Source organism: Chelativorans multitrophicus (genome assembly GCF_011317445.1).
GTDB lineage: Bacteria > Pseudomonadota > Alphaproteobacteria > Rhizobiales > Rhizobiaceae > Chelativorans > Chelativorans multitrophicus.
Genome location: NZ_JAAAPL010000003.1, coordinates 588,917 through 610,084, shown reverse-complemented (window position 1 = coordinate 610,084; position 21,168 = coordinate 588,917). Strand labels below are relative to the sequence as shown.

Annotated in this window: 21 protein-coding genes; 17 read left to right on the top strand and 4 right to left on the bottom strand. The window is 61.0% G+C overall.

The window, feature by feature from the left end; genetic code table 11:
• Positions 1-35 precede the first annotated feature (35 nt).
• Positions 36-1,700 carry an FAD-dependent oxidoreductase gene (locus tag GNP00_RS17350; RefSeq protein ID WP_011582596.1) on the top strand — a complete coding sequence of 555 codons (1,665 nt, stop codon included), beginning with the start codon at positions 36-38 and terminating at the stop codon, positions 1,698-1,700.
• Positions 1,701-1,711: 11 nt separating this feature from the next.
• Positions 1,712-2,506, top strand: coding sequence for an enoyl-CoA hydratase-related protein (locus GNP00_RS17345; protein ID WP_011582597.1), 795 nt, complete (start codon positions 1,712-1,714; stop codon positions 2,504-2,506).
• 50 nt (positions 2,507-2,556) lie between these two features.
• Here GNP00_RS17345 and GNP00_RS17340 read toward each other — a convergent pair whose 3' ends face one another.
• The gene (locus tag GNP00_RS17340; protein WP_011582598.1) at positions 2,557-3,762 is read right to left on the bottom strand and encodes a CaiB/BaiF CoA transferase family protein; all 1,206 of its coding nucleotides are present in this window, start codon (positions 3,760-3,762) and stop codon (positions 2,557-2,559) included.
• A gap of 172 nt (positions 3,763-3,934) precedes the next feature.
• Here GNP00_RS17340 and GNP00_RS17335 point away from each other — a divergent pair, with 172 nt between their 5' ends.
• The 8 genes from GNP00_RS17335 to GNP00_RS17300 all read left to right on the top strand — a co-directional run bounded on the left by GNP00_RS17335 (position 3,935) and on the right by GNP00_RS17300 (position 12,493).
• Positions 3,935-4,918 carry an NADPH:quinone oxidoreductase family protein gene (locus GNP00_RS17335; RefSeq protein ID WP_011582599.1) on the top strand — a complete coding sequence of 328 codons (984 nt, stop codon included), beginning with the start codon at positions 3,935-3,937 and terminating at the stop codon, positions 4,916-4,918.
• A 160-nt stretch (positions 4,919-5,078) separates the two neighbouring features.
• Positions 5,079-6,050, top strand: coding sequence for a Bug family tripartite tricarboxylate transporter substrate binding protein (locus GNP00_RS17330; protein ID WP_011582600.1), 972 nt, complete (start codon positions 5,079-5,081; stop codon positions 6,048-6,050).
• 83 nt (positions 6,051-6,133) lie between these two features.
• Positions 6,134-6,589 (top strand): tripartite tricarboxylate transporter TctB family protein, encoded by a 456-nt coding sequence (locus tag GNP00_RS17325; RefSeq protein WP_011582601.1) that lies wholly within the window; start codon positions 6,134-6,136, stop codon positions 6,587-6,589.
• 10 nt (positions 6,590-6,599) lie between these two features.
• On the top strand, positions 6,600-8,108 hold the full coding sequence (locus GNP00_RS17320) for a tripartite tricarboxylate transporter permease (RefSeq protein WP_011582602.1): 1,509 nt from the start codon (positions 6,600-6,602) through the stop codon (positions 8,106-8,108).
• 73 nt (positions 8,109-8,181) lie between these two features.
• The gene (locus GNP00_RS17315) at positions 8,182-9,348 is read left to right on the top strand and encodes an acyl-CoA dehydrogenase family protein (RefSeq protein WP_011582603.1); all 1,167 of its coding nucleotides are present in this window, start codon (positions 8,182-8,184) and stop codon (positions 9,346-9,348) included.
• 19 nt (positions 9,349-9,367) lie between these two features.
• The gene (locus GNP00_RS17310) at positions 9,368-9,844 is read left to right on the top strand and encodes a MaoC family dehydratase (protein ID WP_166016180.1); all 477 of its coding nucleotides are present in this window, start codon (positions 9,368-9,370) and stop codon (positions 9,842-9,844) included.
• Entirely contained in the window at positions 9,841-10,923 is a 1,083-nt protein-coding gene (locus GNP00_RS17305; RefSeq protein ID WP_011582605.1) for an Ldh family oxidoreductase, read from the top strand. The genes GNP00_RS17310 and GNP00_RS17305 overlap by 4 nt, the downstream gene beginning before the upstream one ends.
• A gap of 145 nt (positions 10,924-11,068) precedes the next feature.
• Positions 11,069-12,493 (top strand): MFS transporter, encoded by a 1,425-nt coding sequence (locus GNP00_RS17300; protein WP_166016177.1) that lies wholly within the window; start codon positions 11,069-11,071, stop codon positions 12,491-12,493.
• Positions 12,494-12,971: 478 nt separating this feature from the next.
• Here the strand turns inward: GNP00_RS17300 and GNP00_RS23620 are convergent, their stop codons facing one another.
• Positions 12,972-13,103: a hypothetical protein gene (locus tag GNP00_RS23620; protein ID WP_281352075.1), complete on the bottom strand. Its 132-nt coding sequence runs from the start codon at positions 13,101-13,103 to the stop codon at positions 12,972-12,974.
• Positions 13,104-13,139: 36 nt separating this feature from the next.
• Between GNP00_RS23620 and GNP00_RS17295 the strand changes: the two genes are divergently transcribed.
• From GNP00_RS17295 to GNP00_RS17270, 6 genes are all read left to right on the top strand, one after another.
• Entirely contained in the window at positions 13,140-13,550 is a 411-nt protein-coding gene (locus GNP00_RS17295) for a DUF6481 family protein (RefSeq protein WP_011582607.1), read from the top strand.
• Positions 13,551-13,709: 159 nt separating this feature from the next.
• Positions 13,710-14,462, top strand: coding sequence for an IclR family transcriptional regulator (locus GNP00_RS17290; RefSeq protein WP_011582608.1), 753 nt, complete (start codon positions 13,710-13,712; stop codon positions 14,460-14,462).
• Between the two features lie 25 nt (positions 14,463-14,487).
• Positions 14,488-15,282, top strand: coding sequence for an RraA family protein (locus tag GNP00_RS17285; protein WP_011582609.1), 795 nt, complete (start codon positions 14,488-14,490; stop codon positions 15,280-15,282).
• Positions 15,283-15,321: 39 nt separating this feature from the next.
• A complete protein-coding gene (locus tag GNP00_RS17280) occupies positions 15,322-15,774 on the top strand; it encodes a tripartite tricarboxylate transporter TctB family protein (protein WP_011582610.1) in 453 nt (150 codons plus the stop codon).
• Positions 15,774-17,276 (top strand): tripartite tricarboxylate transporter permease, encoded by a 1,503-nt coding sequence (locus GNP00_RS17275; RefSeq protein WP_011582611.1) that lies wholly within the window; start codon positions 15,774-15,776, stop codon positions 17,274-17,276. The genes GNP00_RS17280 and GNP00_RS17275 overlap by 1 nt, the downstream gene beginning before the upstream one ends.
• A gap of 22 nt (positions 17,277-17,298) precedes the next feature.
• Positions 17,299-18,279, top strand: a complete 981-nt coding sequence (locus tag GNP00_RS17270) for a tripartite tricarboxylate transporter substrate binding protein (RefSeq protein WP_011582612.1) — start codon at positions 17,299-17,301, stop codon at positions 18,277-18,279.
• Positions 18,280-18,551: 272 nt separating this feature from the next.
• Here the strand turns inward: GNP00_RS17270 and GNP00_RS17265 are convergent, their stop codons facing one another.
• Positions 18,552-19,208 (bottom strand): NAD(P)H oxidoreductase, encoded by a 657-nt coding sequence (locus GNP00_RS17265; protein WP_011582613.1) that lies wholly within the window; start codon positions 19,206-19,208, stop codon positions 18,552-18,554.
• Between the two features lie 134 nt (positions 19,209-19,342).
• Between GNP00_RS17265 and GNP00_RS17260 the strand changes: the two genes are divergently transcribed.
• Positions 19,343-20,239: a LysR family transcriptional regulator gene (locus GNP00_RS17260; protein WP_011582614.1), complete on the top strand. Its 897-nt coding sequence runs from the start codon at positions 19,343-19,345 to the stop codon at positions 20,237-20,239.
• An 89-nt stretch (positions 20,240-20,328) separates the two neighbouring features.
• On the opposite strand, the gene GNP00_RS17255 is transcribed toward GNP00_RS17260, so the two are convergent.
• Positions 20,329-21,063: an IclR family transcriptional regulator gene (locus GNP00_RS17255; RefSeq protein ID WP_011582615.1), complete on the bottom strand. Its 735-nt coding sequence runs from the start codon at positions 21,061-21,063 to the stop codon at positions 20,329-20,331.
• Between the last annotated feature and the right edge of the window lie 105 nt (positions 21,064-21,168).

The following is a 21,168-nucleotide window of genomic DNA, read 5'->3' as shown; positions in this document are numbered from 1 at the left end:
ATCATAGGTCCAGCCAGTGGAGGACGGACATTCGCATGAGTTTTGACACCGACGTGGTAATCGTGGGGGCTGGTCCTGTTGGCCTTGCGCTTGCGGGGGACCTGGGCTGGCGGGGAAAACAGTGCATCGTGATCGAGCGGGGAACCGGGCAGATCTACCAACCCAAAATGGACATGGTGGGCATCCGCACCATGGAATATTGCCGCCGCTGGGGGATCGTTGGCGATGTGGAGTCGTGCCCCTATCCGCGAGACTATCCGCAGGACAATGTTTATCTGACCTCGCTCAACGGCTACGAGCTTGGGCGGGAAAAGTTTCTGTCGATGGGTGCGGACCGCCCACCTCCCGTAAGTCCGCAAAAGCGGGAGCGCTGCCCGCAAAACATGTTCGACCCGATTCTGAAGAAATTCGCGTCTTCTTTTGACACGGTGTCGATGCTCTACCGGACCGAGAGCGACGGTTTCGAGCAGGACGAGGATGGCGTCACAGTGAACGTCACGGATCTTGAAACCGGGTACCCCCGCAGCATCCGCGCGAAATTTCTGATCGGTTGCGACGGGGCTCGCAGCCGGGTGGCGGCATCGCTTGGCATTACCTATTCAGGCGCGGGGGTGCTTACCTATACCACGAATGTGATCTTCCAGACACCCGACCTCAATTCGCTTCACGATAAGGATCCCGGTTACCGGTACATCTTCATCGGGCCTGAGGGTACTTGGGGGACGTTGGTCGCCATCAACGGACGCGATCAGTGGCGCATGTCGATTGTCGGCTCCGGCAAGGAGCATAAGACTTACAGCGAAGTGGAGGTGCGCGAGTTTGCATGGCGCTGCCTGGGGCGCAAATTCAACCTGGAGATCCTGTCCGTTGTCCCTTGGATCCGCTCGGAATTGGTCGCCGACAGTTATGGCGCCGGCCGGGTCTTCATCGCGGGAGACGCGGCGCATGTCATGTCTCCCACGGGCGGCTTCGGCATGAATTCCGGTATTGGTGACGCCGTGGATCTTTCATGGAAACTTGCGGCAGTTCTCGATGGATGGGGCGGGCCGGCGTTGCTCGCTTCATATGAGCCGGAGCGCCGCCCGGTCGCGGTGCGCAATGTGACGGAAGCAAGCACCAACCTCCGCCACATGCTGTCACCAGGCCGCAATCCGGCCCTGCTGGACGACACGGAGGAGGGGCGCGCCTTACGCGAGGATCTCGGCAGAAGATTTTCCGAGGCGATGAAGAACGAGTGGTACACGCTGCATATCCATCTCGGCTATGTTTATTCTGACTCGCCTGTCGTCATCCCGGACGGCACTGCCCCGGACTGGAAGGCATCCAGGAAATACGTACAGAACACCGTGCCAGGCGCGCGCGCGCCGCACGCTTGGCTGGAAGAGGGCCGGAGCACGCTCGACCTTTTCGGGAAGGGCTATGTACTCATGGCCTTCGGCGACGTGCAGACCTCCGGCCTGGAGGCGGCAGCCTCTCAACTCCACCTGCCGTTGAGCGTCTACCGGAGCGGCTCTACGGAGCTTGCACGCCTTTATGAGAAGGCGCTCGTTCTCGTGCGCCCGGATGGCCATGTTGCTTGGCGCTCCGACGGGGCGCCGGACGATGCCGCCGAGATCTTGCGCTGGGTGTCCGGCTGGAAGATGACAGATGCCGGCCGGCCTCCCGCCGCAAGCGGTAAGGAGCGGGCATCGGTGAATTAACGGGAGTATCCATGAGCGAGTTGCTTTTTGATGTGCAGGACAGCGTCGCACTGCTGACACTCAACCGGCCGGAGCACAAAAACGCTTTCACCACGTCCATGCTCGATGCCTGGTCAGAAGCGCTGCTGCGCTGCCGTGACGACGAGCGCATTCGAGCTCTGGTTCTGACCGGCGCGGGCGATGCGTTCTGCGCAGGCGGCGATGTGGGGCGGATGAAGGACAATGCCGATGCAGGCGTGGAAACGCCGCTCGATCAGAAGGACTACATCTGGAAAAATATTGCCCGCATTCCAAGACTCCTCCAGGAGATCGACAAACCGTTCATCGCGGCGGTGAATGGTGTGGCGGCCGGCGCCGGAATGGACATGGCGCTAATGGCCGATATCATTTTTGCCGCGCGCAGTGCCCGTATGGGTGAAACCTACATCCGGGTCGGGTTGATTCCGGGGGATGGAGGGGCATGGCTGCTGCCTCGGATCGTCGGGATGTCGAAGGCGCTGGAACTCCTATGGACCGGCGATATGATCGACGCCGAGGAAGCCCTGCGCATAGGACTCGTGAACCGTCTCTTCGAGGACGAACGGCTGCTGGATGAAACGCTGGCATTCGCCAGCCGGCTTGCTCGCGGACCATCGGTGGCGATCCGAATGACCAAGCGCCTGTGCCGTCAGGGCCTGCAGACTGGCCTGATCGAGCATCTCGATCTTGCCACTTCTCACCAGCCCGTTCTCAAAGGGACGGCGGATCACAAGGAGGCGGTAGCTGCCTTCAAGGAAAAGCGAAAGCCCGAATTCCGCGGCCGCTGAAGCCCGAGGTTTTCAAGCGAGTAGGCCGCGAGAGCACGCCCGCTCCTGCTTCACTTCACGGGCGCGACCTGTGGCGGCTCTTTCGTGCGAGAGCCCTGGCAGGCGCGGATTGTCTCCTTACCATAGCCCAGAAGCTCCGACAAAACCTCTTCCGTCGAGGCGCCGAGCGCCGGTACATCCGTGCGGGGGCGCGCGTCCACACCGGGCATCTGCCAAGGTGCGGTTGGGATCAGCACATCGCCCGCGCCATCAACGACGGTGGCCAAAGAGCCCCGTTCGGCAAGCGCGGGATCGCTGAGCGATTCGGCGACCGTGCGGTAGCGCGCGCAGGGCACCTGATGGGCTGTCATCAGTTCCTCGCACTCTTGCGCGGTGCGCTCGCGCACCCATTCCGCCGCGAGCACCATCAGCTCCTGCCAGTTGCTCACGCGCGCCGAGGGGCTCGAAAATCTCGGATCGCTCTTGATCTCCGGCCTGCCGATGCAATCTGCCAGTGCGTGAAAATTGCGCTGCGTGACCGGCGCTACCACGATGAAGCCGTCGCTGGCGCGCAGCGGCGGATAAATCCTTCGAGGCACCTCGAAAAACTGCGCCTGGTGCCATTCGAACATGAGCAGGTTGAGCATTCCATCATACATCGAAACGTCGATGAACTGACCCCTTCCCGTCCTCTGCCGGCGCAGCAGGGCAGCGTTAATTGCGCCGAAGGCCGACATGCCGGCGAAAATATCGGCGATGAAGATACCGGTTGCCGCTGGCTCTGTCGCGCCGGGCTGATATTGCATCTGGGCCAGTTCGTAGCCGCTTGCGGCGTGCACGATCGGCGCATAGGCGGGGCGCATGGCCCTTTCGCCTTCCTGACCATAGCCCGAGATCGCACAATAGACGAGGGCAGGGTTTTCCTTCGAGAGCGCCGCATAATCCAGCCCGAGCCGGACCGCCACGTCCGGCCGCCAGTTCTGTACCACGACCGCTGACCGGGCAGAAAGCTCGCATGCCGCCTGTGCGCCCTCCGGTGACTTCAGGTCCAGCACCACGCTCTTCTTCCCGCTGTTCACGTGAGCGAAGGTGGATCCATGGCCGCTGCGCAGCGGTGGAACCAGCCGTTTGTGATCGCCCTCCGGCGGCTCGATCTTCAGCACTTCGGCGCCGAGATCCGCCAGCAGACGCGTGCAGTAGGGGCCGGAAAGCACACTCGTGAAGTCCAGCACACGAATTCCGGACAGCGGGCCGGGAGCAATCTTGATGTCAGTCATTCAGTTTCCAATTCCATCTCCGCGGGCCGGTACATTCAGGTTACGTTTGGGACAATACATATTGCCCCGGCCATGCCAAATTGCCGTTCCAAGCCAATCTATCAGTTGACGAAAAATGTGAAAGGTTCTACCAATAAAAAAAAGACCACCTAGAGGCTAACGGGAGGAAGGAATGCGCGCAGTGGTATGTCGCCAGTTCGGCGACCCGGAAGTTCTCGCGGTCGAGAATATCCCGGCTCCGCGTATCGGTCCTCGCGACGTGCGGATATCGGTACAGGCCGCAGGCGTGAATTTTCCGGACGTCCTTACCGTTCGAAACCAATACCAGCATAAGCCGGAATTACCTTTCGTTCCGGGGCAAGAACTTGCCGGAATCGTGATCGAAACAGGCAGCGACGTGACGGAGTTCGAGGTCGGTGACCGGGCGGTCAGCCGCTGCCGGCTCGGGGCCTTCGCCGAGGAAGCCGTTTGTGCCGCCGATGGCCGGACGGTGCGGCTGCCGGACAGAGTGGATTTCGTCACCGGTGCAGCCTTCGCCGCCACCTACGGCACCGCGTACCACGCTTTTAAGCGGCGCGCGAGCCTCAAGCCCGGCGAGACCGTGCTGGTGCTCGGCGCTGCGGGAGGCGTCGGCCTCGCCGCCGTGGAACTTGCCAAGCTGATGGGTGCCCGCGTGATCGCTGCAGCGTCATCGCCGGAAAAGCTGGAGGTTTGCCGCAGGGCGGGAGCGGACGAACTTATCGATTACACTCAACAGGGGCTGCGCGAATCGATCCGGGAACTGACCGACGGACGCGGTGTAGACGTGGTCGTCGATCCGGTGGGTGGCGATCTTGCAGAACTGGCGCTGCGCGGCATGGCATGGGGAGGCCGCTATCTCGTCATCGGTTTCGCCGCAGGCTTCATCCCCCGCGTTGCTCTCAACCTGGTGCTCCTGAAGGGTTGTTCCGTTATCGGCGTTGCGGCAGGTACAGCCGCCAAGCACGACATGGCGGGCGCGATTCAAGAGATTGAGACGCTGGCACGGTGGATTGCCGAAGGTCGGTTGAAGCCGTTGGTCTCCGCCACGCTCCGGCTCGAGCAGGCAGCGGAGGCGCTCCGCAGCCTTGCCGAGCGCACGGCGACGGGAAAAATCGTTCTGATGCCGCAGAGATGATCTGCCGCCACTGCATAAACGAGCAGCCGGTCGCGTCGGCTGTGGGCGGCAAGGTCCATACGGTCCAAATGACAGCGCAGGCTAGATCCTGCGTCAGCGTAGTCGAAAACGAGGCAGGAACTCCGGACCGGTTCTGCCTTTCAGCAGGAGAGGAGAAACAATGAGACTGTCTTTGAAATTTATTGCCGGCGCCGTGATGGCCGCGTGCCTTGGCCTGGCACCAGCCTCGGCCCAGGATTATCCAACGCGGTCGATCACGATCGTCGCTCCCTTTGCCGCAGGCGGCTCAGTGGATGTCGCCGCCCGCATCTTCGCCGAGGCGATGAGCAGATCCCTAGGGCAGCCGATACAGATCGAAAATGTCGGCGGGGCGGGCAGCATCCTTGGTGCGCAGCGCGTCGCAACGGCGGCTCCGGACGGCTATACGATCCTCTACAATTCCTCCAATCTGGTGCTAAACCTCTCCCTCTACGCCAAGCTCGACTACGATTTGTTCAAGGATTTCGACCCGATCGCGCTAACAGCCACGGGCCCCCAGGTCCTCGGGGTGACCAAGTCATTGCCGGTCGAAAACTTCACGGACTTTGTCGAATATGCCCGCGCCCATCCGGGCGAGATGAGCTTCCCCTCATCGGGGCCTGGCAACATCACGCACATCATGTGTGAGATGCTCATGTCGGAGATCGGATCGAGCGCCGCGCACATTCCCTATCAGGGTGGCGCCAGCCAATATCCCGACCTCATTTCGGGCCGCACCCATTTTGCGATGGCCTCGGCCAGCTCAATGATACCGTTCCACCAGAACGGAGAACTGCGCATCCTGGCCGTTACAAGCGAGCAGCCCATCCCGCAGCTTCCCGGCGTGCCGACTTTCGCGGAGCTTGGCTATCCGAACATGACCGTCGGCGCCTGGCAGGGACTTCTCGCCCCGGCGGGAACGCCGCCCGAGATCATCGCAAAGCTTGAGAAGGCGGCGAACGATGCGGCCGCCGATCCCAAGGTGATCGAAGCTCTAGGTAGACATGGGCTCATCCCTTTCCCTTCCACCGCTGAAAAATACGGGGAATTCCTTGCCTCCGAAGCAAAGCGCTGGGGCCCAATCATGACCTCCATGGGCATCCAGCCTCAATAACAGTCTCGGTCCGCGCCGCACAGGAAGTGCGGCGCGGCCGAATATCGAACGCCGGCAATCAGGCATGCCAAGGGGGACAGCCCATGAAAGTGAACCGTAAGGATGTGGCCTCGGCCTTCATCTTCCTGGCTATCAGCGGCTTTTTCGCGATGTATTCCCTGGGGACGCTTTCCATGGGCAGGCCTTCGCAAATGGGGCCTGGTTTTTTTCCGGTCGCCGTCGCAGCCATTCTTGCCCTTCTTGCCCTGATCATCCTCATGAAGAGCTTTGGTTCCGAGGATACGTCGATTGGCGCCTGGCCGCTGCGGGGGGCCGTCTTCATCCTCGTTGCACCTCTCGTCTTCGCCTTGATGATCCGCACGGCGGGCCTGGCGCTGACAATCTTCGCCATAAGCCTCCTGACGGCCTACGCCTCGCAGCGGATGAAGCTCACTATAGCCCTGCCGCTTGCGGTGGGGCTGGCGGTATTCTGTGCGATCGTCTTCATCTGGGCGCTCGGCCTCGTCATGCCGATTCTTCCGCCGGCCCTGGTCTACTGAGGAAAAGCCCATGGAATTCGCGTTTCTCGATCATCTGGGCCTCGGCTTCGCCACGGCTTTTACAATCGGCAATCTTGGATACTGCCTTGTCGGCGCACTGCTCGGAACGCTGATCGGCATTCTTCCCGGCGTCGGACCGGCCGCCACCATCGCCATGTTGCTTCCGGTCACCTTCACACTCTCTCCCGTCTCCGCCCTGATCATGCTTTCCGGTATCTACTACGGCGCGCAGTATGGCGGCTCGACGACCGCCGTCCTCCTCAACCTTCCAGGCGAATCGGCATCCGCCGTCACCACGATCGACGGTTACCAGATGGCCCGTCGCGGTCGTGCGGGACCGGCCCTCGCCATTGCCGCGCTCGGATCCTTTGCAGCCGGCTGTTTCGCCACGCTCCTGATAGCCCTCTTCGCGCCGCCGCTCACTCGGGTTGCGCTGATGTTCGGCCCTGCGGAATATTTCTCGTTGATCGTCCTTGGCCTAATCGCCTCCGTGGTGCTCGCGCGGGGCTCGTTGGTGAAGGCGCTTGCGATGATCGCGGCCGGAGTGCTCTTCGGAATGGTCGGCACCGACATCTACACCGGGGCCGCCCGTTTCACCTTCGGTACGACCGAGATGCGCGAAGGGATAAGCTTCGTAGCCGTGGCGATCGGCATCTTCGGCATCAGCGAGATACTGAGGAATCTCGAGAACGAGCGCGACCGCGATGTCTCCGTGCAGCCGATCGGCAGCCTCATGCCCTCGCGAGAGGATCTGCGCCGTTCCGCCGGGCCGGTCGCCCGGGGCACTGTCATCGGCTCCTTACTTGGCATCCTGCCAGGTGGCGGTGCGCTTCTTTCTTCCTTCGCCGCCTATGCGCTTGAAAAGAAGATCTCGCCGCGTTCTTCCGAGTTCGGCCACGGGGCGATCGAAGGCGTCGCTGCGCCGGAGAGCGCTAACAATGCGGGCTCCCAGACCGCCTTCATCCCGATGCTTACCCTCGGGATCCCGGGTAACTCGGTGATGGCACTCATGATGGCCACGCTGATTATGCAGGGCATCGTCCCCGGTCCCGCGGTGATGGGCAATTATCCCGAGCTTTTCTGGGGCGTGATCGCCTCCATGTGGATCGGCAATCTGATGCTCGTCGTTCTCAACCTGCCGCTCGTAGGCCTGTGGGTGCGCCTGCTCAAAGTGCCCTATTTTGTGCTGTTCCCCTGCATTATGGCCTTCAGTGCGATCGGCGTCTATAGCATGGCTCTCAGCACTTTCGACGTGATCTATATCAGCGTCTTCGGCCTGATCGGCTATACGCTGGTGAAGCTCGACTGCGAGCCGGCGCCCTTCGTGCTCGGCTTCATCCTCGGACCGATGCTGGAAGAGAATCTGCGTCGAGCTATGCTGGTCTCCCGCGGGGACTTCAGCGTCTTCCTGACGGAACCCCTGAGCGCAGCTCTCCTGTTCCTCGCAGCGCTTGCCATTCTGATCGTGAGCCTTCCGACCATCAACCGCAAGCGCGACGAAGTGTTCGTGGAGGACTGACCGAGTTTCAAAGCCGGCATTTTGCATGCCCGGCCCGCTGCCCCACGCGAAACACCACCCCAGGGAGAACGCTGTGCAATTCGCACTCAACGCTGATCAGATCGCTGTTCAAGATCTGGTTCGTCGCTTTGCCAATGAGAAAGTGGCGAGCCGGGCGAACGAAATCGACAGGCTGGGCGAATATCCCCAAGACATGTTCGACATGCTTAAGGAATTGGAGCTGTTCCGGCTCCCCTTCCCCGAAGCCTATGGCGGTATGGGCAGCGTACTCTCGGCAGCGGTCGCCGCGGAGGAACTGTGCCGCGTCTGCTACAACACAGCCTATGTGATGATCGCCCAATGGGGACCCTTTGGCGCCATCCACCATGGCGGCACGGACGAGCAGCGGCTGCGCTTCCTTCCGGGTCTGTGTTCGGGCGACCTGCGCGCGTCGATCGCTGTCACCGAGCCGCAGAACGGCTCCGACGTCGCGGGCATCAAGTCCCGCGCCCGCGCTGTCTCCGGTGGCTATCTGCTGAACGGCGCGAAGATCTGGTGCACAAACGCTGCGGTCGCCGATTTCATTGTCGTAGGAGCCAAGCTCGGCGATGACGACTCGCGCCACGCAGTCAACCTTTTCATCGTCCAAAAGGGAACGTCGGGCCTAACGATCGGGCCCAAGGAGGATAAGCTTGGCGCTCGGGGCCTTCCCTCTTGCCCGCTTTTTTTTGAGGATGTTTTCGTCCCGGAGGAAAACAGGCTCGGCGGCAACGACGGCGGCGGGTTCAAGGCCGTCATGGCTGGGTTCAACGAGTTCAGGCCGATCATCGGCGCCCGCGCCGTGGGCCTTGCTCAGGGCGCGATCGACCATGCGATCCAGTTCGTGACCAACCGCTATACCTTCGGCGCAAGGGTGAGCGACAATCAGGGCATCCGCTGGATGCTTGCCGACATGGCGATGCAGACCGAGGCAGCGCGCATCCTGGTCTATAGCGCCGCTGCGATGGTCGATAGCGGCGAGCGCGGTGAAAAACTCGCCCAGCAGGCGGCCATGGCCAAGGCCTTCGCCACCGATGTTGCGATGAAGGTTACCACCGATGCCGTCCAGCTGTTCGGCGCGGCGGGCATTTCGAACGATTCTCCCATCAACCGATATATGCGTGATGCCAAGGTGACGCAGATCGTGGAAGGGACCAACCAGATCCAGCGCACCATCATCAGCAATGTCATGCTCGGACGTCCCGAGAAGAAGCGCGCATGAGCTGACGCGAGGACATTCAATGAATCTGCCCGAATTCAGGTATTATTTCGAGGATTTTACTGTCGGAACCACCTACTGGACGGCGGGTCGCACGATCACCGAGGCCGATCTCGTCGCCTTTGTGAACTGCTCGGGTTTGAATGGCGAGCTTTTTACCAACGTCGAGTATGCCAAGTCGGCTTCCGTCTTCGGCGCTCGCCTTTCGCCGGGGCTTCTGCCTTTCGTCCTTTGCGAGGGTCTCAACAGCCAGGGCCCGATGCGCGGCTCCGGAATGGCTCTGCTCGGAATTGAGATCGAATTCAGCGAGCCCGTTCTGGTGGGTGACACGGTGCATGCGGAGGTCGAAGTGATCGAGGCGCGCCGCAGCAAGAGCCGCCCCGGCGCCGGGCTCGTGAGGTTCCGCCATCGCATCATGCGGCAGGACGGCCAAGCCGCGATTACCTACACCGCCTTGCGCATGATCAAGGCACGCCCAGCCGAAGGAGATTCCGAATGACGCAGGTCCATCTCAAACCCTCGAGCCGTTCCGGACTAGAGCAGCCACCAGGCACCGTCCGGCTCACCGTCGAAGGCGCGCGCGACCTCACGCGCCGCGCGCTTGTCGGGGCCGGCTACTCCGTGGAGGAAGCGAAAATCATTCAGTCTCAGCTGGTAACCAACGCGCTGGACGGCTATGGGCCGGCCGGCTTGAACCGCGCGCTGGCGATTATCATGGAGCCGCGCGCCCGTGAGCCGCGCCGGGCGATTCGGATCGTCCACGAGACGCCGAACTCCGCACTGCTCGACGGTGGCAACAATGTGGGCTACCTCGCCTGCTGGCGGGCGAGTGAAGTCGCCCTGGAGAAGGCGAGGGCAACGGGCTTCGCCGTGGTGGGCGTGAACAATTGTCCTTTCAGCGGTCGCAATGCGCATTATGTCGAGCCACTGGCGCGCGCCGGCTTTGTTGCCCTCCACACAACGTCCGGCATGCCGCATGTGCTGCCGCTGGGCGGCCGAAAGGCAGTCATGGGCACAAACCCGATCTGCTTCGCTTTTCCGACGAAGGGCCGGGATCCGATCATCGTCGATATGTCCACTTTGGCTATCATGTGGGGCGACGTGCTCTTGCATGCGCGCACGGGCGAGCCCCTTCCGGAGGGGGTGGGTTTTGACAGCGATGGCAACCCGACCACCGACGCGTCCAAGGCCGCCAAGGGCGGTGTGGCCCCCTTCGGCGGGCACAAGGGTTACGCCCTGTCATTAGTTGTCCAGATCCTCGGGCTCATGGCTGGCGCCCATCTGCCGCGCGGTCTAAGCAGCGACTATGCTGGCCTTTTTATAGTAGTTGATCCGAAGCTCACCCTTCCAGCCGGCGCATTCGAGGAGCATTTGGACCTGTTCATCCGCGACCTCAAGTCAACGCCGCGCCGAGAGGGCGTGAACGACATTCTCGTTCCCTCCGAACGCGCTTTCCGGCAGCGCCGTATTCAGCAAGAGGCCGACGTGGTGGACATTGATGTCGCGCTGCACTCGGCCTTAGAGCAGTGGGCAAGCGGCGAAAAGTCAGCGGTGATTCAGCCCTGCGACGCAGACTGATGTCGCGCCGCTTCGTCTCCGCCGTTGCGCTGCTAACGCCATCACGGTCTGCCGACGAACATGACAGCTCTCTGGCGTTCCGGCGGGGGGAGGTTTAGCACCCATGTCGGCGCCTTCCGCAGGCAGTTTGCTTCGCAGACGCTTCTTGCTTCAGGTTTTTCCGGCAATCATGCTGCCGATGTTCATCTCGGTCTCAGATCAAACGATGATCGCCATGGCTTTGCCGGCCATCGCCGTGGACCTGGGCGAGGCAGACATGATCTCCTGGACGGTTGTCGCCTACCTGATGGCGGCCGCCGTGGCCACTCCTGTTTACGGGCGCCTGGGAGATCTTGCCGGCTGCAAGCACATGCTCAGTATAGCGCTCTGCATCGTCGTAGCCGGCGCCCTGGTCTGCTGCACGGCGCCCAATCTCTATGTGCTGGTGCTCGGGCGCGTTATCCAGGGCCTGGGCGGCGGCGGGCTCATGGCGCTTTCCATGGCTTTGGTCGGCCACATCATACCCCCGCGTGAACGGGGCAAATACCAGGGCTATCTCGCGATCGTGCATCTTTGCGCCTCGACACTTGCCCCTCTGATCGGCGGTGTCATTACTGAGCATTTCGGCTGGCGCTTTCTGGTCGCCGCCGCCGCTCCGCTCGCGGTATTCGCCCTGATCATGGTGCGGCGTCTTGACGTCGTGCAGGTTACCTATGGCAAGCTGGGCATCGATTTTCCCGGCATCTTTCTCTTCTCAAGCTTCGTGGTGCCTTTCATCGTCGCGATGAATGAGCTCCGCACCCCGCAGATGGACAATATGGCGGCTGGCGCCGGGTGTCTGGCGATTGCCGGAATGGCTCTTCTCCTTTTGCTGCGCTTCGAGCGCCGAGCGCTCATGCCGCTTTTCCAGCTGGATGTGCTCTCGCAACCGGCGATAAGCCGCAGCGCGGCCATAGCCTTCTGCCATGGAGCAGCCATGATGGCGATGATCACGCTCACGCCGTTCTATCTACAGACCGAGCACGATCTTACGCCCATGGAGATTGCTCAGTATCTGATGACGCTGACCGTCGTTCTGGCCTTGAGCTCAATCGCTACCGGGCAGATGGTCAGCCGGACCGGCCGCGTCGGCATATTCCCCTCTTTGGGCCTAACGCTTCTGGTGCCGATCATCTCCCTATTCGCCATCTTCGGAACAAGGACGGACGCCGGCATCTGGTTGGCTCTGTGGTATGCGGCCATCGCGCTCTGTTTCGGAACTGTAATGAACGTGCTGCAGCTTTCGGTGCAGATCGCTGCCGGTGCCGCGCATCTTGGGGCAGCGGCGGCGGTTCTGCAGATGGCGCGAACATTGGGCGCGGCAATGGGAGCCTCTGCCGTCACTGCGGTTTTTTTCGCGATCATGGCATCACAGGGGACTAGCGCTGAAAAAGCCGTTCTGGAAGCGCTTGCCAACGCGTCCTCCGGCGACACATCATTCGTGCACAACCAACTCACAACCGCTTTCCAAGGCGCTTTCTTTGCGATCGCCATTTTCGTCGGAATCGGGGCTGCACTGGCGTGGCGAATGCCGCTTCGAAAGCTAGACTAGCCAAGTACCAATGCAGCGTGCTTCCCGACGAAAGGATGCAGAGAGGACAGTTAGAACAAGGAATGTAAGAAAGACTATCGTGATCAAAATTCGTCATACAACCGCGAGAGGCGCGACTTACGCCGCCTAAGGGTCGCCTGAAACTGGTCAGCTCGATGGGCAACGGACACCACGCGGTTACACATCCAGGATTTCAGAGCGGTTCGCACCAGTTCAATTCCATATAAATCCAGAACACGTGCAGCCACTCGAAGAGTGTCGGAGAAGAGAGAATTCTCACGCGTTAGAGGATTGCCAAGTCAATCCTCATGAAATACAATGACGATGCAATTTTTGCTTGCCAAGGTTGGGGTCGAGGGTTCGAATCCCCTCGCCCGCTCCAGTTTCTAAAGCTTCTCAAAGCCGCGGAACGCCGTGGCTTTTTGCGTTTCCAGGGCGGTCGAAATCGCAATCCGAAATCTTAGCTCGATAGGCCAGGTTAAAGCGCGGTCACCAGTTTGCGAATTCTACGCAGCGTGAAATCGCGGCGTTCGCCCGCTGCCACACCGTCGACAGCCCTGCTCCAGAACGCGAACTCCAGCCCGAGCACCATCCCCTCGGGTGGGCCCACCCCGCAATACTCCAATGAAGGACCCTGACTGAATCCATGAGCAAGAACGCTATCCCGGATTTCAACGATCGCCGCAAGCAGCAGGCAGAGGCACGCCAGGCCATGCTGGAAAAGTTCCGTTCGGCGCCGGGGCCGGATGATCCGCGCATGATCGAGAAGCGCCGCGAGCGAGAGGCCATCGCCGCGGCCCGGGCGAAGCGGCAGGCCGAGCGTGAGCGCGCGCGGCAGGCTGAGGAGGCTGAGCTTGCCCGTCAGGCCGAAATTGCGGCGGCCGCCGCCGCGGAAACCGAGCGCCTGGCAGCCGAGGAAGCGGCGCGCCTTGCCGCCGAGGAGGCGGAGCTCGACAGGCTTCTCAAGGCCGAGCAGAAGGCCGCCCGCGACGCGCGCTATGCAGCCCGCAAAGCCGCGAAGAAGGATCGCCGCAAGGGCGGCGGCAGGGGATATTAAGCAAGCAGCGCATCCGAGTGTGCAGCGGTCTCAACAAAAAGACCGCGGACAAAAATCCTCAGAAAGACGAAGCCCGGCGCGCACATTCTTCCGGTCTTGACGCCGCGGTCTGGCGCGTATAATTTCAGTTTTAGAACTTAATTTCTATAGAGTAGAAACTTGAAAGAGTCCGATCGACATATCCTGGCAGTTTCAGCGGCGCTGGAAGTTCTGACGGCTTTTGACCGGGATGTTCCCCTTCGCCTCAAGGACTTGCACGAGCGCACCGGACAGAACAGGAGCAAGCTGCTGCGGCTGCTCGGGACGCTTGAGAACCACGGCTTCGTTCAGTTCAATCCAGGCGAGGGTACATACGAACTCGGCGGCGTACTCCACCGTCTCGGCGCGCTGATGAACGACCGCCTCTCACGCGTCGACGCGGCTGTGCGGCCGATCCTCGCCCGCCTCGCGGCCGAGACAGGCGACACCGCCTTCTTCTCGACCGTCGAGGGATTGCGCCGCGTCGTCGTCGTGGCGGAGGAATCGACGGAAGGACTGCGCTTCACCGCCCGTGAAGGGCAGATGCGTCCGCTGCATCTCGGCGCCAGCAGCAAGGTTTTGCTCGCCTTCACCGACACCCAGACCCGCGAGAAGGCTCTGGCCATCGCGCCCGAGGAGGAACATGCGGCCATTCTGCGCGATCTGGAGGAAATTGCTGCGCGAGGATTCGCCGTCAGCCGTGCGGAGCTGACGCCCCATGGCTTCGCGATTTCGGTGCCCATCCGGAGGGCCGACGGCCGTGTCTACTCGCTCAGCCTTGCCGGCGTGCTCAGCAAGCTCACCCCCGAACTCACCGACGCCCATATCGAGCGGCTGCGCGACGCGGCCGCCAAGATCGAGGCGTCATTTGGATCTGCAGTTTCCGCCCGCTGACGGCCTTTCAAAACAGGAGCAACACGTGACCAAAACCCGCGACCAGATTGACCGTGAATATGAGGAATACAAACTTGCCGGCCGCGTATGGGGCCAGGTGCCTCAGGAGCGCATTTCCAAGATCAAGTTCCCGCGGCCGAGCAAGGAAGTGATCGCCGAATTCGAGGCGCTCGACGATCTGACCACGACCGTTTCGGACGTGCTCGACTCTTTCGGCATTCGTGGCGCAATAGCAGCCTCCCATCTGCCGCCGCTGATCCCCGGTAAGAAGATCGTCGGCACGGCTGTCACCGTGCGCTCCATCCCCGAGCGCAAGACCCCGACGCAAGGCCATATCGACAAGGACTTCATCCAGATGTCGACGCGCGAGTCGTATTATCTCGGCGAACCCGGCGACGTCCTGGTCTGCGATTTCGGCGGCAATCTCGACGTCTCGAATATGGGCGGTCAATCGGTAACCGTGGCGAGGTCCATGGGCTTTGTCGGCGCGATCGTGAACGGCGCGGTGCGTGATATCGATACAATCCGAAATACCGACTATCCGGTCTGGAGCAAGGGCGTGACTCCTATCACGGGCAAGTTCCGGATGCAGGCGATGGAGCTCAACGGTCCGGTGACGGTGCACGACATCATGGTCGATGCCGGGGACCTGATCGTGGCAGACAGTTCGGGCATCTGCGCCATCCCGTTCGACCTCATCGATACGGTGCTCGCCAAAGTGAAGTCGATCCTCGCGGAGGAGGCGACGATGCGCGATCTCATAGAAAACCGCCGGCCCCTTGACGAACTGCGCCCGCTGTACCGCAAGCGCTATTCCTAAGCCTCCGCGAGGCGGAATATCCGACAAGGGAGGAACGGCTTGAACCGGATCATCGTCAATACCGATTTCTTGAGCGGAGCGCTTTTTGTGCTCCTGGGAGGGGGCTTCGTGCTCATCTCCCGCAATTATGATCTCGGGACCGCGGTGCAGATGGGGCCAGGCTATTTCCCCCTTGTCCTCGGATGCTGCGCCGTGCTCATAGGGCTGGCATTGATAGTCAAGGCTATCTTCGCCAGCGACGGCGAGCACGCGCATTTCCATCTTCGGCCCGGCTTCTTTGTGCTTGGCGCCATGGTTGTCTTCGCGCTTGCGCTGCGCCCGTTGGGCCTGATCGTGGCGGCAGCGCTAACGATCCTGGTCGCCAGCTTTGCCGGCTCGGAGCGGCGGTGGTGGGAGATCGCCCTTCTGGCGGCGGGACTTTCCATCTTCGGCGCGCTTGTTTTTGTTGAGGCGCTCGGCGTTCCGATGCCGATCTGGCCACGGGGCCTCTGATGGATTTTGTCTCGAATATCGCGCTCGGCCTCGCCGTCGCCGTCACACCCTGGAACATCCTTTATTGTTTCGCGGGCGTCACACTCGGCACGCTCATTGGCATCCTGCCCGGCATAGGTCCGCTGGCCACAATGGCAATGCTCTTGCCCGCCACCTATGCACTCGACCCGACATCCGCGCTCATCATGCTTGCCGGCATCTATTACGGTGCCCAATATGGCGGATCGACGAGCGCGATCCTCCTTCGTCTGCCCGGCGAATCCTCTGCCGTTGTGGCGACGCTGGACGGCTATGCCATGGCCCAGAAGGGGCAGGCAGGCGTCGCGCTGGCAATCGCCGCCATCGGATCACTGATCGCCGGCACTTTCGGCACGCTCGTCCTGGCCGCTTTCGCGCCGGCTCTCGCTAACTTTGCGATCAGCTTCGGCGCCGCCGAATACTTCGCGCTCATGGTGGTTGGCCTGGTAGCGGCGATTGTCCTGTCGTCCGGCCCCATCCTGAAATCGTTCGGCATGCTGATACTGGGCCTGCTTTTCGGTTTGGTCGGCGCTGACATCAATTCCGGCATTGATCGTTTCACCTTTGGCGTACCGCAGCTTTCGGGCGGTATCAGCTTCGTCGTCGTGGCTCTGGGCCTGTTCGGCATCACCGAGATCCTGGGCAATCTTGAGCGCAGCGAAACACGCCGTCTCGTCTCGGCCAGAATAGGACGCCTGCTGCCGCGCCTAGCCGAGCTGCGGTCGGTGATGCCGGCCATCTTGCGAGGGTCCGGGCTCGGCTCGCTGTTGGGCATCCTCCCCGGCGGCGGCGTGACGATGGCCGCTTTCGCCTCCTACACCATGGAGAAGCGGGTCGCGGCTCAGCCGGAGCGCTTCGGCCAAGGCGCGCCGGAGGGGCTCGCCGGACCGGAATCGGCCAATAATGCGGCTGCCCAGACCTCTTTCATCCCGCTGCTCACCCTCGGCATCCCCTCGAACGGGGTGATGGCGATGATGATGAGCGCCATGCTGATCCACAACATCCAGCCAGGGCCTCAGATCATCTCCGGAACGCCTGACCTTTTCTGGGGTCTCGTTGTCTCCATGTGGATCGGCAATCTGATGCTCGTGATCCTGAACCTGCCGATGATCGGCATTTGGGTACGGCTGCTGCTCGTTCCATACCGGTTCCTGTTCCCAGCCATCCTGCTGTTCTGCTGCATCGGTCTCTACAGCGTCCAAAACGACGTAACGGATATATATCTGGCAGTGATCTGCGCCGCGCTGGGCTACGTTTTCTTGAAGCTGCGCTGCGATCCTGTGCCACTCCTGCTCGCCTTCATCATTGGGCCGATGCTCGAGGAGAATCTTCGGCGCGCCATGCTGCTCGCCCGTGGCGACTTTGGCATGCTGCTCACGCGCCCTCTCACGGCGAGCCTTCTCGCGCTGGCGCTCATCCTGCTCGTCATGGCCGTGCTGCCCAAAATCCGACGCACGCGAAAAGTCGCGTTCCAGGAAGAATAACCGTCAATAGAAGGAGGAAACTATGTTCAGACACATATTGAGCGGCTCGGCCGCTCTGGTCGCCGCGGTGGCAATCGCCCTGCCTGCCGTTGCACAGGAATGGAGGCCCTCGCGCCCGGTCGACCTGATCGTACCCTCGGGCGCCGGCGGCGGCCACGACAACAATGCGCGGCTGCTCGGCGCGATCATGGAGAAATATGCCGGCCAGCCGATCAACATTATCAACCAGCCGGCCGGCGGCGGCGTGGTCGCCTATCGCGAGATGCGCGACGCCGAGCCGGACGGGCACAAGATCGGACAGGTCTCGGTCTCCATCGTCTCCGACCAGTTTCGCATCGAGGGTGTCGATTACAACAAGGACTCTTACGCCTATATCGGCCAGATCTCGGCCGACCAGAACGTGCTGGTGGTTGCTGCCAATGGCCCATATGGCGAGATGGACGTAACGCAGTTCATCGAGGCTGCGAAGGCCGAACCGCAAGCGATCGCCTTTGGCGTTTCCGGCAACTGGACCAATCACGACTACACACGTTACCAGATCGAGCAGGCAACGGGCGCGCAGTTCCTGCGCGTGCCGATCAAGGGCGGTGCGCAGATCGTGCTCTCGCTACTGTCGGGCGATGTGCAGGCGGGCGCGCTCTACCCGTCCGAGATCAAGGCGCAGGTCGACGCCGGTCAATTGAAGCCCCTTGCGCACAACGGATCCGAGCCGCTCGCGGCTTGGCCGGACGTTCCGAGCTTCAGTTCCCTCGGACTGGAGGTAAATCTCGCGATCTGGCGGGCGCTGGTGATGCCGAAGGATACGCCGGAGGAAATCCGGAAGGGCTGGGAAAGCATCCTCGAGCAGGCCATGAACGATCCTGCGCTCAAGGAAGGCTACGCCAATGCTGGAATTGGTTATGCCTACAGAAATGCCGAAGACACGATCGAGCTCGTGAACGAAGCGGAAGCCGCTTATCGCTCCATTTCTGAAGCGGCCGGCGTGCAGAAAGCGTCGCAGTAAATCAGCAAAAAAGAGGATGGCGCTCGCCGTTCTGCTCGACAAAAAACGGCGGGCCGAGCCCGCCGTTTTTTGTCAGCGAGGAGTTTTGCCACCATTCATTCCGGCCAAAGCCCGGTGGCGGCTCGATATCGGCTTGCTCCCGCCGGCGGCAACGGCCTGGAACTAGTGAGCCCTATTGCCACTATGCGCCCAGCTGGCATTTGGTGGAAAGGATGATGCGCGAGGATCTCGTGAAGCTCGAAATGGATGCGCAGTTTGCCGAAATCGGCAAATCAGGCATGCGCACTCTCGCCTACCCGCTCTATGTTGCGGCTAAAACCCGTATTTAGCTCGCGCACCACTGAACGCGCCTGCTCTATCAGCACCTGATGATGCTGGCTGAGGTCCGCCTCTTCCTCATAGGCAAGCGTGTTATAGAGAAAAGTCACGGTCGAGTTTTCAACGCCACAGTAGATGGCAATGCCATCGTTAAGAAGGTCTTCCATGTAGCGATCCTTATGCTCGCGCACGAAGCGTGTCTCACCACCGCCCACAAGCGCGACCCAGCGGATTGCTGAGAATGGCAGTCGTTTGCCATTGCCGTAAAGAAGACCATAGTTCCACACGCGATCGATATACCCCTTGAGCATCGCAGGCAACGAATACCACCAGACCGGGAAAACGATGATGGCGGCATCGGAACCGGTCAGCGAGCCAGCGAGCTCCAAAACCTCGTCGGAATACCGTTTGTGGGGGTTCGTGAAATCAGGCTCATCCTCCGGCTCCAGCACGGGATCAAAGCCGGACCGGTATAGGTCGAGCTCAACAATTTTCATCCCCAACTGTTGCGCCTCGGTCGAGATTGCATTGACAACCCGCCCGGTCAGGGAGTCGCGGCGCGGGTGCGCCCAGATAATATGAATCCTTGGGGAATGAGTGCTGTCGTCCATTACGAGAGTTCCTATTCAAGAATGATGCGGTGTGCCTTCACGCACGCATCGCGGTTTGGAACTCGTAGTTAGGAGTGGTTGATTGTTATGATAATACGATGTATTCTAAAATAATAGATTAGCAGAGCTTAACAATGAAACCTTCGCTAGCTGAGTTGCAGACCTTCGTGTCGATTGTCAGGACTGGGAGCTTCCGCGCCGCGAGCGTGGAGCTTGAGGTATCGCCACCTGCCGTGAGTCTGTCGCTCAAGCAGTTGGAAGACCGGCTAGGTCTGAAACTCATCAATCGCAGCACGCGCAGCATGTCGCTGACGGAGGCTGGGGCAAGGCTCTACGAAGATCTCTCGCCGGCGCTCTCGAATATCGATCATGCCGTCAACAACCTGGCGGAATTGCGCGACCGGCCCGCCGGCACACTTCGTATCGCGGCATCCCGACTGGCTGCACGCCTGTATATGGCTTCACTGGTGCACGGCTTTGTCCGCCGCTATCCCGAGATGAAGGTAGAGTTGTGGGCGGACGACAATCTAACTGATTTGTCCGAAGACAATTTCGACGCTGGCGTGCGGCTCGGAGCCATCGTGGATGACCGGATGGTCGCGATTCCAGTCGGACCGAAGGCGCGTTTTGTCGTGGTGGCGACTCCTGCCTATTGGCACGATCATCCAGTGCCTTCGCATCCTCGCGATTTGTTGGCGCATGAATGCGTGGAATTTCGTTTTCCCACCAGCAGGCGTCCTTACCAATGGATGTTTCGCCGTGGTGACGAAGACATCTCGATCGAGGTCAACGGCAGCACGATAGTCAACGATATGGAGGTGGCAGCCGAACTGGTGCGCAATGGCTTGGGCGTGGGATATCTGTTGTATGACCAGGTCGCCGAGGAAATTGAATCTGGCCGGCTGGTGATGGCGCTTGAGTCATGGCTGCCCCCGCGCGCGGGCCACTATTTGTACTATCCCAGCAATCGATTGGTATCGCGAGGCTTTCAGGCCTTTAAAGACTTCGTGAGAGAGGCGGCGGTTGAATAAAAATCACGATACGCTGCCGGGTAGAGCGTGCTCCAAGTCACCCCCGCTGCCGCACACCGTAACAGGGAACCGCGCCTCTGCGGCTATGCTCACCGGGTAAGACTGATTTCGACATCACCGGCCACGCGCTTCACGCTTTCCGCGGCCATGCTGATGAAATCGGATGTGAACCGGGTCTTCGGGCCAAACACCGCCACCGTGAGAAGGAGATCGCCCTGAGCATTGCGGATAGGGGCGGCCACGGCAGCAATATCAGGCTCGGCATCACCATAGTTTTGTGCAACGCCGTCGCGGCGAATGGCTGCGAGATCCGCTTCGAGGCCGGGACGATCAACGAGATGCGACTCGCCAGCGAGCAGTTCGTCTCGCTCCCACGGTTCGAGGCTTGCCAGCCATAACCGCCCTTGCGCCGATGTGAGGAAATTGAGTGTGGTGCCGATCCGTATGGCGACGGTGATTGGCCGCTCGGCGAGCGCAACGGCAACGCAGGTCGGTCCGGCACGGCTAAACCTGCAGAGCATTACCGACTCGTTGAGACGTGCGCGGAGCGCGTCCAGAAATGGCTGGATGGCCTCAAGGTGAGGAGTGGTGGATTCCGCAAGCCGCCCCATTTTTCCGACGGACGGGCCCAAACGGTAGACGCCGCGCCTTATCGAGATGAGCGCTCCCGCCTCCTCAAGCGTCACGAGGAAACGGTGAGCAGTGGCAAAATTCATTCCAAGTTCCGACTGGACGCGTTGCGCCGATATGTCCGGCCGCTCGAACGAGGCGAGCCGAAGTATCTGGAAAGCCTTCAAAATTGTGCCGTTCAGCGGCGTCGCCATCACAACCCTCCACTGGCCTGCGCCCTCGAATTGACTCGCTGGCGCATCTTTCGTATCCTAAGATATATATCTCATTATATGAGATTAGAAAAGTTTTTTGTACCG

Excerpts from the sequence above, each read along its gene's own strand:
- GNP00_RS17335 (WP_011582599.1), top strand. The coding sequence starts at position 3,935 with ATGCGCGCAGTGGTATGTCGCCAGTTCGGCGACCCGGAAGTTCTCGCG.
- GNP00_RS17260 (WP_011582614.1), top strand. The coding sequence starts at position 19,343 with ATGAAACCTTCGCTAGCTGAGTTGCAGACCTTCGTGTCGATTGTCAGG.
- GNP00_RS17325 (WP_011582601.1), top strand. The coding sequence starts at position 6,134 with ATGAAAGTGAACCGTAAGGATGTGGCCTCGGCCTTCATCTTCCTGGCT.
- GNP00_RS17270 (WP_011582612.1), top strand. The coding sequence starts at position 17,299 with ATGTTCAGACACATATTGAGCGGCTCGGCCGCTCTGGTCGCCGCGGTG.
- GNP00_RS17310 (WP_166016180.1), top strand. The coding sequence starts at position 9,368 with ATGAATCTGCCCGAATTCAGGTATTATTTCGAGGATTTTACTGTCGGA.
- GNP00_RS17320 (WP_011582602.1), top strand. The coding sequence starts at position 6,600 with ATGGAATTCGCGTTTCTCGATCATCTGGGCCTCGGCTTCGCCACGGCT.
- GNP00_RS17275 (WP_011582611.1), top strand. The coding sequence starts at position 15,774 with ATGGATTTTGTCTCGAATATCGCGCTCGGCCTCGCCGTCGCCGTCACA.
- GNP00_RS17265 (WP_011582613.1), bottom strand. The coding sequence starts at position 19,208 with ATGGACGACAGCACTCATTCCCCAAGGATTCATATTATCTGGGCGCAC.
- GNP00_RS17340 (WP_011582598.1), bottom strand. The coding sequence starts at position 3,762 with ATGACTGACATCAAGATTGCTCCCGGCCCGCTGTCCGGAATTCGTGTG.
- GNP00_RS17350 (WP_011582596.1), top strand. The coding sequence starts at position 36 with ATGAGTTTTGACACCGACGTGGTAATCGTGGGGGCTGGTCCTGTTGGC.
- GNP00_RS17345 (WP_011582597.1), top strand. The coding sequence starts at position 1,712 with ATGAGCGAGTTGCTTTTTGATGTGCAGGACAGCGTCGCACTGCTGACA.
- GNP00_RS17295 (WP_011582607.1), top strand. The coding sequence starts at position 13,140 with ATGAGCAAGAACGCTATCCCGGATTTCAACGATCGCCGCAAGCAGCAG.
- GNP00_RS17305 (WP_011582605.1), top strand. The coding sequence starts at position 9,841 with ATGACGCAGGTCCATCTCAAACCCTCGAGCCGTTCCGGACTAGAGCAG.
- GNP00_RS17330 (WP_011582600.1), top strand. The coding sequence starts at position 5,079 with ATGAGACTGTCTTTGAAATTTATTGCCGGCGCCGTGATGGCCGCGTGC.
- GNP00_RS17255 (WP_011582615.1), bottom strand. The coding sequence starts at position 21,063 with ATGGCGACGCCGCTGAACGGCACAATTTTGAAGGCTTTCCAGATACTT.